Genomic DNA, 11,287 nt, shown 5'->3' with positions numbered 1-11,287 from the left:
GCCCGACCGCGCGGCGCCCGACCGCGCGGCGCGGACCGGCGAGCGCCTCGGCCGCCGCGTCGCCGACCACCGTCCGCACGGTCGTGCGGACGTGGACGTCGCCCTCCCCCACGGCGGTGCAGCCCGCGAGCGCGGCACCGTTGCGGGCCGCCACCTCCCGGGCGAGGCCGCACGGGTCGGCGTGCCCGCGGAGCCGGCGCTCGGCCGCCGCGAGGGCGGCCAGGTCGGCCGCGGCCTGCGCTCGGCCTCGCGCGGCCTGCACGACGCCGAGGAGGCCGAGCGTCCCGGCGAGCAGCACCACCACCCCGACGAGCCCGACCACGAGCACCGAGGCGGACCCGCGGTCCCGCGTGCCGCCCCGACCCCGCAGCCCGGCACGGCCGGGCGCGCGGCGCGACGCCTCCCGGAGGGCGGTCACGGCTCGACCCACGCCGTGGCCGCACCCCGCACCGTGAGACCGCCGACGAGCGGGAGCGCCGGGCCGACCGTCGCCTCCACGGTCACGGCGACCCACGCGTCGTCCCGGACGACCGCCGTGCGCGCACCGGCGCCGGCCACGCGCCGCGCCGCCGACGCGACCGCCGCGTCGTCCTCGCCGATGGCCGCGACCCGCGCGGCCACCCGGGCGGCGTCCGCGCACCGGAGCTGCGCGGACGCGCACGCCGCGAGCGCCACCACCACCCCCAGGAGCAGGGCGACGGCCGGGAGCAGGACCGCGAACTCGGCGGTCACCGAGCCGCGCTCCCGCTCCGACCGCGGGGCACCGGTCACACCGACAGCGCGTCGCGGACCAGGTTCGTCAGGGTCTCCCGGATCTCCGCGCTGCGCAGGATCACCACCAGGAGCCCAGCGAACCCGACCGCGGCGATCATCACGACGGCGTACTCCGCGGTCGCCAGACCCGCGTCCCGGGTCGTGCCCGCGAACCGCGCCCTCGCACGCCGCAGCCCCGCCGGCACCCGCCCCGCCACGCCCGCCACGCGACCGCGCGCATGCGCCCACGCCGCCCGCGCACTGCTCACCTGCTGCATCTCGGACCTCCCGTCCTCGCTGCCGGTCGCCCGTCGACCGGCACGACCGACCCTGGCGAGACCCGCGGGCCCCGCGTCGGGCCGCGAGGCACCAGCTGGGGACCGCGCACCCGGACCGCGGCTGTGGAGGACTCGGCGCCCGCTCGCCGTCCCGCCCGCCCGCTCGCCGTCCCGCCCGCCCGCTCACCGTCCCGCCCGCCCGCTCACCGCCGCGCCCGGACGTCGTCGGCGGAGAGGCCCCCCGCGCGAACGGCTCACAGCAGGCCGCGGCCCAGCGACGCGAGGACGGGCACGAGACCGACCAGCACGAACGCCGGCAGGAAGCACAGCCCGAGGGGCACGACCAGCCGGACACCGAGGCGCCCCGCCGCCTCGCGGGCAGCACGCTCGCGCGTGCGCCGGAGCCCGGCCGCGGACGCCCGCAGCGCCGGGCCGGCGGGTGCCCCGGTCCGCCACGCGGCCTCGAGACCGTCGAGGACGGCGGCCACGTCCGCCGCGTGGGCCCACGCGGCGACCCACGGCTCCCCCAGCAGCAGCGCGTCGCCGGCCCGGACGAGGTCCCGGCCGGGCCGGCCGCCGAGGGCCGCTCCGACGGCGGCGAGCGCCCCGGGGACGCTCGCCCCGGCGCTCACGGCCACCGCGAGGAGGTCGACCACCGTCACCAGGTCGACGTCCCCGGAGTCGGCGTCCGCGAGGTCGGGGTGCCGTCGGGGACCGGGGCCGGTGCGCCGGGCCCGGGGACGCGGCAGCAGGTGCGCGGCGGCCGCCGTGAGCAGCACCAGCAGCGCCTCAGGCACCGCGCCCGTCCGCGACGACCCGCACCCGCGCGCCCACCCCGGCCGCCGACCCCGGTCCGGCTGCGCGCGCGTCGGCCACCATGCGCCCCGTCCACCGGCGGCCGAGCAGCGTCAGCACCACCCCGCCGACGCCGGCCGCCGTGCCCGGCCCACCGCCGAGGAGCGTGCCGAGCGGGTCGGCGCCGAGCAGGGTGCCGAGGGCGACCCCGAGCGCGGGCAGCCAGGTCAGGAGCGCCGTGGTCTGACGGGGCCCGGCGAGGGCGGCGCGCACGGCGGTCTCGGCGTCGGCGTCCGCCGCGAGCGTGCGGGCGCACTCGTCGAGGACGCCCGCGGTCGGTGCGCCGAGCTCGGCCGCGAGCCTGCCGGCGGCGAGCACGCCGGACACCCGCCGACGCACCACCGCGGTCTCGGGTCCGGCACGCCGGCGCCCGGGGCGCCCGGGCGCGATCGCCGCCAGGACGTCGGCCGCCGCGGGGACGCCGTCGGCGCCGACGGGGACGCCGAGCACGAGCCGCCACGCGTCCGCCGGCGACCGGCCGGCGCGGACCTCGGCCGCGACGCCCGTCACGACGGCACCCAGGAGCGCCGCCGGCTCCGGGCCGGCGCGCCGTCGGACGCGCAACCACGGTGGCGGGTCGTGCCGCCTCGACGTGGTCCCCGTCGGCCCGAGCCGCTCCGCGCGCCGCCGGGCCGACGCACCCGGCCCTCCGCCGAGGAGCACGACCCCGGCGGTCAGGACCACCACGAGCACGCCGCCGGCCGTTCCTCTCACCCCGGGGCCCTGTCCACCGGGGGCCCGCCCACCGCGGTCCCGTCCACCGGGACCGCGCCCGCGGCAGCCGCGTCCACCCGGTCCTCGCCCACTCGAGCCGCGTTCACCGGGGCCCGTCCACCGCGACCGGGCTCCCCGTGGGCAGCACCCGCGCCAGGCGCCCGGCGAGCCCCGCCCAACCCGGCCCCGCAACGACCTCTCCGTCGGACCCGGCCGCGAGCGCGGTGCGGACCACCAGCGTCCCGCTCCCGGGGTCGCGCCCGATGGTGGCGATCTCGGCGAGCCGGCGTCGGCCCCGGTCCCGGCGCAGGTGCAGGACGGCGTGGACCGCGCTCGCCGCCTGCGCCGCGAGCGCCTCCCGCGACAGCCCCGCGAGCGCGCCGAGCGCCTCCAGCCGGGCCGGGACGTCCGCCGCCGCGTTCGCGTGCACGGTGGTGCAGCCGCCGTCGTGGCCGGTGTTGAGCGCGCTGAGCACGTCGCGGACCTCGGCCCCGCGGCACTCGCCCAGCACCACCCGGTCGGGTCGCATCCGGAGCGACTCGCGCACCAGGTCGCCGAGGTCGACGCCCCCGGAGCCCTCGACGTTGGGCCGACGCGCGAGCAGGCGGACGACGTGCGGGTGCCGGGGCGCGAGCTCGCCCGCCTCCTCCACCAGGACGATCCGCTCCCCCGGGTCGGCGAGCGACAGCAGCGTGGAGAGCAAGGTGGTCTTGCCGGTGCCGGTGGCGCCGGAGACGAGCAGGTTCGACCGGCTCGTGACCAGCGCGCGGAGCACCCCGAGGGCGTCGGCCGGCACCGTGCCGTCCCGGACCAGGTCGTCGAGGGTGAAGGCCCGGTGCCGGAGCACCCGCAGAGACAGCAGCGCGCAGCCGTCGGCAACGGGCGGCAGCACGGCGTGCAGGCGGGTGCCGTCGGGCAGGCGGGCGTCGGCGGCGGGCCGCGCGTCGTCGAGGCGCTGGCCGGCCGCCGCCGCCAGCCGCACCGCGAGCGCCCGGACCCGCGCGGCGTCCCCGAGGTCGACGGCGGCCCGCTGCAGCCGCCCGTCCCGCTCGACCCAGACGTCGCGGGGACCGTTCACGAGCACGTCGGTCACCGCCGGGTCGTCGAGCAGCGCCTGGAGCGGTCCGGCGCCCACGATCTCGGCGCGGACGACGGCGTCCAGCTCCGTGAGCGCGGCGCTGCCGAGCACGCGCCCGCTCTCGCGCAGCGCCGCGGACACCCGGGCGCCGGTCACCGGTCCGCCCTCCGCGGCGAGCCGCTGCCGGACGCTCGCGACGAGGCCCCTGACCCCGTGCCCGTCGTCGCCGAGGTCGCGGACGACCGCGCCGGCCGTCACGTGAGCCGCCGCGCGAGCCGCTGGACCGCCCGGGCCGCCGCCGACGGCAGCGCCGGGCCGACCCCGCTGTCGACCGCGGCACCCAGCCCGCGCGCCCAGGGCAGGGAGGCCACCACCGGCAGCCCGACGGCGGCCGCGACCTCCTCGACCCCGAGGCCGCCCGGCGCGGGCGCCCGCGCGACCACGCCCACGCGCCGACCCGCGCCGACGAGCCCGTCCCGCAGCAGCCGCGCGCCCGCGACCGCGGGGACGTCGCGCGGCACCACCACGAGCACGGTCCGGCAGGCGGCGAGCAGCGTCGCCCCTCGCAGCGCCGGGCCCTCACCCGCGCCGACCGCCGCCGCCGCGCCCGCCAGCCCTCGGGCGTCAGCCGGCCCACCCGTCCCCGCCGGCCCGTCCCCCACCGCTCGCGCGTCCCCCGCGACCGGCGCGTCCCCCGCCACCGGCCCGCCGGCCTCCACCGCGGCGCCGAGCACCGCCGCCCGGTCCAGGTCGAGCACGACGGACCCGTGCGCGACGGCGAGCGCGCGGAGCACGTCGGCGAGCGCCGCCGGTGGCGGCGGACCGGGACGGGCGTCGTCGGTCGGCAGCACCCCGCACCGGCCCCAGCGCATGAGGTTGCCGGCGAGCAGCGCCGGGTCGACCGCGCCGCGAGCGCCGTCCAGGTCCGGCCAGCGCAGGCCGGGGTGCGCCTCGAGCCCGAGCACGGTGTCGACCGACGGCCCTGGCCCCGTGTCGACCAGCACCGCCGTGCCGCGCCGTGCGAGCTCGGCCGCGAGCGCCGCCGCCGTCACCGTGGCCCCGGCACCGCCGCGCGCGCCGACCACGCCCACCACCCCGGCCCCGGCCGCCGGCCGCTCGCTCCCCGCCATTGCACCTCCCGGCGGTCACCGGCCCGGCCGACCCGGACCGCCGCTCCCGCGTGCTCCGAGGCTGCCGCCCCCGCCGCGCCGGCCGGGGGCCGCCCGCCCTGCTCCTGGGGACGACGCACGCACCGTGCCTCTGTGGTCGTCCCGGTGGGGCTCGATATCCTCGGCGCAGGAGGCACCCGTCCCCATGACCCACCGCCCCACCTCGCCCGCGCCCCCCGTCGGCGGAGCGCCGCCCGCGCGTGCCGCCGCCTTCTTCGACCTCGACAAGACGGTCATCGCGACGTCGGCGGCGAGCGCGTTCGCGCGCCCGTTCCTGTCCGGCGGCCTGCTCACCCGGCGGGCGGCGCTCCGCTCCGCGGCGGCCCAGCTCGCGTTCCTGCTCGGCAGCGCGACCGAGGGCAGGACCGAGCGCGTGCGGGCCCAGCTGTCCGCGATGGTGGCGGGCTGGGACGTCGAGCGGGTGTCGTCGATCGTGGCCGCCAGCCTGCAGGAGGCGATCGGCCCGGTCGTCTACGCCGAGGCGCTGGACCTGGTGGCCGAGCACCACGCGGCCGGCCACGACGTCGTGGTCGTGTCGGCGTCGAGCGCGGAGCTGGTGGAGCCGATCGCGGAGCTGATCGGCGCGGACGAGGTGATCGCCAGCCGGATGGGCGTCGCCGACGGGCGGTACACCGGCGAGATCGCCTTCTACGCCTACGGCCCCGCGAAGGCCGACGCGATGCGGGAGCTCGCGGAGCGCCGCGGGTACGACCTCGCCGCGTCGTCGGCGTACACCGACTCCGCCACGGACGCGCCGATGCTGCGCGTGGTCGGCCACGGGTACGTGGTGAACCCGGACCGCGCGCTGCGGCGGCTGGCGGGCCGGGAGGGGTGGACGCCGCTGGTGTTCCGCCGGCACGTGGCGGTCGGGGCGGGTCGACGGCGCGCCGCGCTGCGGCAGCTCACCGGCCCGGCCGCCCGGCGTGGGGTCCTGGTGGCGGGTGCCGCCGCCCTGGTCGCCGCCGCGGGACTCACCACGTGGGCCGTCAGGACCGCGCGAGCCGCCCGACACCGGCGACGCCGCGCGTGAGCCCCCGCACCGTCCGGCATCCGGGCAGCCGTCCCGCCATCCGGGCGGCGGCTCGGACCGACCTGGGAGTTCGCCGTGAGCCCTTCCCAGACGGCCCTCGAGCGGCTGTGATGGGCAGCACAACAGAACGGCCCGAGGGAACCCACGCGCGATCCGTCCACGCATAGGACGCGTCGAACGGGCTCGACCCCGTCTCGACTGACCCAGTGCACGCCTGATAACCCCCGCGGTCGTCCGTTCGGCAACGGCGTCCTCCCCGGGCGCCGTTGTTCGTTCCCGGGCGAGCGTCGCCGGCCCACGACCGGGTCCCGGTCAGCCCAGCCGGCCCGCGAGCACCGCGTCGGCCACCCGCCGCCCCTCGTCCGCGCCCGCGACCACCGCGTCCGCGCACGCCCCGATCCACGCGGCCACCCCCTCCGGCGTCCCCGTCGCGAACCGCGCCGCGGTGGCGAGGTAGGGCAGCGGCGCCGCCGCCCACCCCGCCTCCGGCACGACCGCGCCGGTCGGGTCGAGCCCGCGCGCGCAGACCAGCAGCCGCGCCGCCGCCCGCGCGACCGTGCCGTTGGCCGCGGCGAACGGCCGCACCGCCAGGAGCTCCCCGTGCACCACCGCGGCGACGACGAGCGCGGGCGCCCGGGTGGTGCCGACGGTGCGGGTGAGCAGCGCGAGCCGCTCGGCGGCCGCGGGGCCGTCGGGGGCCGCACCCAGCCCCGTCAGGTCACGGGGTGCGGCGTCCCCGGCGCGCACGCGGCCCAGGTCCGCCTCGGGCAGCCACCCGGCGCCGGCCGCGGCGTGCAGGCGCGCGAGCACCTGGCCCAGCGGGGGCAGCGCGTCGGCCGCGCGGGCGCCGAGGTCGGGCCGCCAGGTGGCCGCGAGCGCCGTGGCCCGCAGGGCGCCGACGGCCACGCGCAGGTCGGCCGAGTCACCGCCTGCCGCGGGGCCGGGATCGCCTCCCGACCCCACCCGGCCGACGCCCGTCGCCACCCCGCGCAGCACGTCCAGCGGCACCCGGGCCCCGTCCACCGCCGCCCCGGCGCGCGCCGCCCGCACGTCCGCCTCGGCCCTGACCTCACGCCACCGCCGCCGGAACGCCTCGTGCCAGCGCAGCTCCTCGCAGGCGGTCCGCGCCCGGTCGACGGCCTCGCGCACGCCGGCCAGGTCGAGCAGCGGCGCGAGCGGGTCGTCGCCCGCGGGCGGGGGCGAGGACGGGGCGACGGGCAGCACGCGGCCACCCTACGAGCGCGCACCCGGCGGGCGGCTCGCCGGGGCGCCGACGTGGGCGCGCGGGCGTGTTCCGGGTCACACTGACCCCATGCCCTCGACGCCGAGCGTGTCCTCGTCCATCACCGCGCGCCTGCACGTGGAGGCCCGGCCGACGGCCGTCTCCGAGCTGACGTCCGCCATCGAGCAGACGGGCGGCATCGTGACCGCCCTCGACGTCACGGCGTCGGGCCACGAGCGCCTGACGGTCGACGTCACGTGCGCCACGAGCGGCGAGGAGCACGCCGCGCAGATCGTCGCGGCCCTGCGCGCGCTCCCCGGCGTGGACGTGGAGCGGGTCAGCGACCGGACCTTCCTCATGCACCTCGGCGGCAAGCTGTCGATCGAGTCCAAGGTGCCGCTGCGCAACCGCGACGACCTGTCGATGGCCTACACGCCCGGGGTCGCGCGGGTGTGCGAGGCGATCGCGGCCCGCCCGGACGACGCGCGTCGCCTCACGATCAAGCGGAACACGATCGCCGTGGTCACCGACGGCAGCGCGGTGCTCGGGCTCGGGGACATCGGGCCGCTGGCGTCGCTGCCGGTGATGGAGGGCAAGGCGGCGCTGTTCAAGCGGTTCGCCGGGATCGACGCCTTCCCGCTGGCGCTGGACACCCAGGACGTGGACGAGATCGTCGAGACGGTCGTGCGGGTCGCGCCGGTGTTCGCGGGGATCAACCTCGAGGACATCTCCGCACCCCGGTGCTTCGAGGTCGAGCGCCGGCTCCGCGAGCGCCTGGACATCCCGGTGTTCCACGACGACCAGCACGGCACGGCGATCGTCGTGACGGCGGCGCTGACCAACGCGCTGAAGGTCGTCGGCAAGCAGATCGACCAGGTCCGGGTGGTGCTGTCCGGCGCCGGCGCGGCGGGCACCGCGGTGCTCAAGCTCCTGCTGTCGGCGGGCGTGCACGACGTCGTGGTGGCGGACATCGACGGCATCGTGCACACCGGCCGCGCGCTGGCGTCGCCGGAGCTGCGCTGGATCGCCGAGCGCACCAACCCCCGCGGCGTCACCGGGGAGCTGCGCGGCGCCCTGGCCGGGGCGGACGTGTTCATCGGGGTGAGCGCGCCGAACATCCTCACCGGCGAGGACGTCGCGACGATGGCCCGGGACGCGATCGTGTTCGCGATGGCCAACCCGCGCCCGGAGATCGACCCCGCCGAGGCGGCCCGGTACGCGGCGGTCGTCGGCACCGGGCGCAGCGACGTGGCGAACCAGATCAACAACGTGCTCGCGTTCCCGGGCGTGTTCCGGGGGCTGCTCGACGCGCGGTCGCACGTCATCACGGACGCGATGCTGCTCGCGGCGGCGCGGGCCCTCGCCTCCGTCGTGACCGACGACGAGCTGAACCCGGCGTACATCATCCCGAGCGTGTTCCACCCCGACGTCGCGTCCACGGTGGCCGCGGCGGTGGCGCAGGTGGCGGGCGCGATCGCCGGCCCCCGGGCCGACACGGGCTCGGTCGCGGTCGTGCCGGTGCCCGGGATCTGAGCCCGGCCGGGGCCGCCGCGACCCGGGGTGCGCGCCCGCGCGCCCGTACGATCGACCGGTGCAGTGCCACCACTTCGACGCCGCCCGGTGTCGCTCCTGCACCTGGATCGAGCAGCCCTACGCCGACCAGCTCGCCGCCAAGCAGGAGCGGTGCCGCGACCTGGTCGACCCGTTCGGGCCGCTCGACTGGCTGCCCCCGGTGGCGAGCGCCGAGTCCGGCTTCCGGAACAAGGCGAAGATGGCCGTCGGCGGCACGGTCGACGCCCCCACGCTCGGCATCCTCGACCCGGGCGGCACGGGGGTCGACCTGCGCGACTGCGGCCTGTACCCCGCCTCGCTGCAGGCCGCGCTGCCGGTGCTGGCGGAGTTCGTGACCCTCGCCCGGCTGGTGCCGTACGACGTGCCGACGCGGCGCGGCGAGCTCAAGTACGTGCTCGTCACCGAGTCGCCCGACGGCGAGCTCATGGTGCGGTTCGTCCTGCGGTCGTCCGAGGCGCTCCCCCGGCTGCGGAAGCACCTGCCGTGGCTGCTGGCCGCGCTGCCCCGCGCCGTGGTGGTGTCGGCGAACCTGCTCCCCGAGCACAAGGCCGTCCTCGAGGGCGACACCGAGGTCGTGCTCACCGAGCGGGCGACGCTGCGGATGCGGGTGAACGACGTCGACCTGCACCTGCGGCCGCAGAGCTTCTTCCAGACGAACACCGACGTCGCGGCGGCCCTGTACCGGATCGGCCGGGAGTGGGTGGACGCCGCCGGCCCGCGCTCGGTGTGGGACCTGTACTGCGGCGTCGGCGGCTTCGCGCTGCACGTCGCGCGGCCGGGGCGCACCGTCGTCGGCATCGAGACGTCGGCCGAGGCCGTGGCGAGCGCCGAGCAGAGCCGGGACGACCTCGACCTCGCGGGCGTGCGGTTCGCCGCGGGCGACGCGACCGCGTTCGCGCTCGGCGCCGCGGCCCCGCCCGACCTGGTGGTCGTGAACCCGCCGCGGCGCGGGATCGGGCCGGCGCTCGCCGGGTGGCTCGAGGAGTCGGGCGTGCGGGACGTCGTCTACTCGTCGTGCAACGCCGCGTCGCTCGCGCGGGACCTCGCCGCCATGCCGTCGCTCCGGCCGCGCCGGGGCCGGCTGCTCGACATGTTCCCCCAGACCGGGCACTACGAGGTCGTCGTCGCGCTGTCCCGGGACTGACGCGCCCGCGGTCGTGCCTTTCGTCCCACGTCTGGGCTCCCGCGGCGCAGGACCCTGATCGCATGCTCAGCGTCGCCGAGGCCCTCGACTACCAGACGCAGGCGGCCCGGGCGAAGACCGACCTCGCCCGCCGCCCCGGCGTCTACCTCGTGAACACCATGCTCGCCGGCGCGTACATCGGGCTCGGCGTGGTCATCATGGCGACGGCGGGCGGGCCGCTGGCCGACGTCGGTTCGGGGTTCACCCCGCTGGTGCAGGGCCTCGTCTTCGGCGTCGCGCTGACGATCGTCGTCGTCGCCGGAGGCGAGCTCGCCACCTCCGGGATGATGGTGTTCACCCAGGGCGCGATGCGCGGGGCGATCTCCTGGGCGCGCGCCGGCGCGACGCTGCTGGCCTGCCTGGTCGGCAACCTGCTGGGCGCGTTCGTGCTGGCGGTGGTCCTGCACCTGTCCGGCGCGCTGGGACCCGACCGGCCGGCGGGCCGGATGATCGCGTCGATGATCGCCCACAAGGCCGAGGAGTCCGGCACCGAGCTGTTCTTCCGCGGCGTCATGTGCAACCTCATGGTCTGCCTGGCGATCTGGTGCGCGGGCCGGCTGCAGAACGAGGTCGCCAAGATCGTCGTGATCTTCGCGTGCGTGATGGTGTTCATCACCTCGGGCTTCGAGCACGTGGTCGCGAACATGACGACGTTCTCGTTCGGCCTCGTCGGCGGGCTCGAGGGGGCGACCGTCGCGGAGTTCGCGCGGAACGTGCTGCTCGTCGGGCTCGGCAACCTGGTCGGCGGCGGGCTGCTGGTCGGCGCGGCGAACGCGGTCGCGGCGGCCCCGCCCCGAGTGCCGGCCGCCCCCGCCGACCCGGCGGCGGCGCCGGAGCCCGAGGCGCTGGCGGCCGCGACGCGCTGAGGCCGGTCCGGCCAGACCCTCCACTCCACGGGGCGGACACCGAGCTCGGACCGGACATCCCCCCGGGATTCGGACATCTCGGGCGCGCCGTGGGGCGGGCGGCGACCCGGCGCTCTACGGTCGGACGGAGCACCGACGTGACCAGCGCGGCCGCGTCGACACCGAACCCGCTGCGCGGGAGGCGCCCGACGCTCCTGCCCCGCGCACCGTGAGCCGGCGACAAGGGAGCAGACATGAGCAGCACCTCGGACCGCGAGCAGGACGACACGCCGTCGACCGCGCCCGACACCGCGGAGCAGCGCGCGTCGGAACCGGGCACCCCCGACGCCGCCGGCACGGACGCGGGCGCCCCGCGTCCGGAGGGCGCTGCCGTGGCGTCGACCGCCTCCGGCACCGGCGACGCGACGCGCCCGACGACCACGCCGACCGAGCGGGTGCCCGCCGTCCCGGCGGCCGAGGCCACCCCCGCCACGGGCACCGCCGCCGCCTCCCGCGGCACCGGCACCCCCTCCCGCGGCACCAGCGCGCACCGCGCGTCCCGCCCGGCGCCCACCCCGCCCGCGCCCG

The 11,287-nt window shown here is 78.9% G+C and carries 12 protein-coding genes and 1 pseudogene; 5 read left to right on the top strand and 8 right to left on the bottom strand.

Translation table 11 applies throughout. From position 1 onward, the window contains the following. The 7 genes from J5O08_RS19610 to J5O08_RS19580 form a co-directional block, all read right to left on the bottom strand. Positions 1-418: Rv3654c family TadE-like protein (locus J5O08_RS19610; RefSeq protein WP_308281739.1), on the bottom strand; the 418-nt coding region annotated here is incomplete at its 3' end. Next, entirely contained in the window at positions 415-732 is a 318-nt protein-coding gene (locus J5O08_RS19605) for a TadE family type IV pilus minor pilin (RefSeq protein ID WP_308281738.1), read from the bottom strand. The genes J5O08_RS19605 and J5O08_RS19610, both read right to left, overlap by 4 nt. Positions 733-767: 35 nt before the next feature. After that, the gene (locus J5O08_RS19600) at positions 768-1,022 is read right to left on the bottom strand and encodes a DUF4244 domain-containing protein (RefSeq protein WP_308281737.1); all 255 of its coding nucleotides are present in this window, start codon (positions 1,020-1,022) and stop codon (positions 768-770) included. A 263-nt stretch (positions 1,023-1,285) separates the two neighbouring features. After that, positions 1,286-1,828: a type II secretion system F family protein gene (locus J5O08_RS19595; protein WP_218708585.1), complete on the bottom strand. Its 543-nt coding sequence runs from the start codon at positions 1,826-1,828 to the stop codon at positions 1,286-1,288. After that, a complete protein-coding gene (locus J5O08_RS19590; protein WP_255590258.1) occupies positions 1,821-2,600 on the bottom strand; it encodes a type II secretion protein F in 780 nt (259 codons plus the stop codon). Before J5O08_RS19590 ends, J5O08_RS19595 begins: the two co-directional genes overlap by 8 nt. A gap of 103 nt (positions 2,601-2,703) precedes the next feature. Beyond that, on the bottom strand, positions 2,704-3,936 hold the full coding sequence (locus tag J5O08_RS19585; protein ID WP_218708584.1) for a TadA family conjugal transfer-associated ATPase: 1,233 nt from the start codon (positions 3,934-3,936) through the stop codon (positions 2,704-2,706). Then, positions 3,933-4,808, bottom strand: coding sequence for a pilus assembly protein FlpE (locus J5O08_RS19580; protein ID WP_218708583.1), 876 nt, complete (start codon positions 4,806-4,808; stop codon positions 3,933-3,935). The genes J5O08_RS19585 and J5O08_RS19580 overlap by 4 nt, the downstream gene beginning before the upstream one ends. A 184-nt stretch (positions 4,809-4,992) precedes the next feature. Here J5O08_RS19580 and J5O08_RS19575 point away from each other — a divergent pair, with 184 nt between their 5' ends. Next, entirely contained in the window at positions 4,993-5,877 is an 885-nt protein-coding gene (locus tag J5O08_RS19575; RefSeq protein ID WP_218708582.1) for an HAD family phosphatase, read from the top strand. 312 nt (positions 5,878-6,189) lie between these two features. On the opposite strand, the gene J5O08_RS19570 is transcribed toward J5O08_RS19575, so the two are convergent. Further along, complete coding sequence (locus J5O08_RS19570) at positions 6,190-7,101, bottom strand: cell filamentation protein Fic (protein ID WP_308281736.1); 912 nt, start codon at positions 7,099-7,101, stop codon at positions 6,190-6,192. Positions 7,102-7,189: 88 nt separating this feature from the next. Here J5O08_RS19570 and J5O08_RS19565 point away from each other — a divergent pair, with 88 nt between their 5' ends. The 4 genes and pseudogenes from J5O08_RS19565 to J5O08_RS19550 form a co-directional block, all read left to right on the top strand. Continuing rightward, positions 7,190-8,632 carry an NAD-dependent malic enzyme gene (locus J5O08_RS19565; RefSeq protein ID WP_218708581.1) on the top strand — a complete coding sequence of 481 codons (1,443 nt, stop codon included), beginning with the start codon at positions 7,190-7,192 and terminating at the stop codon, positions 8,630-8,632. Between the two features lie 58 nt (positions 8,633-8,690). Further along, a complete protein-coding gene (gene rlmC, locus J5O08_RS19560) occupies positions 8,691-9,815 on the top strand; it encodes a 23S rRNA (uracil(747)-C(5))-methyltransferase RlmC (RefSeq protein ID WP_218708580.1) in 1,125 nt (374 codons plus the stop codon). A gap of 62 nt (positions 9,816-9,877) precedes the next feature. Continuing rightward, the gene (locus J5O08_RS19555; protein WP_218708578.1) at positions 9,878-10,720 is read left to right on the top strand and encodes a formate/nitrite transporter family protein; all 843 of its coding nucleotides are present in this window, start codon (positions 9,878-9,880) and stop codon (positions 10,718-10,720) included. 233 nt (positions 10,721-10,953) lie between these two features. After that, positions 10,954-11,287, top strand: a pseudogene (locus J5O08_RS19550) (hypothetical protein); the annotation flags it as partial.

Origin of the sequence: Cellulomonas sp. PS-H5, assembly GCF_019265565.1 — a bacterium.
Classification (GTDB): Bacteria; Actinomycetota; Actinomycetes; order Actinomycetales; family Cellulomonadaceae; genus Cellulomonas.
This window is presented reverse-complemented; position numbering and strand designations above follow the sequence as displayed.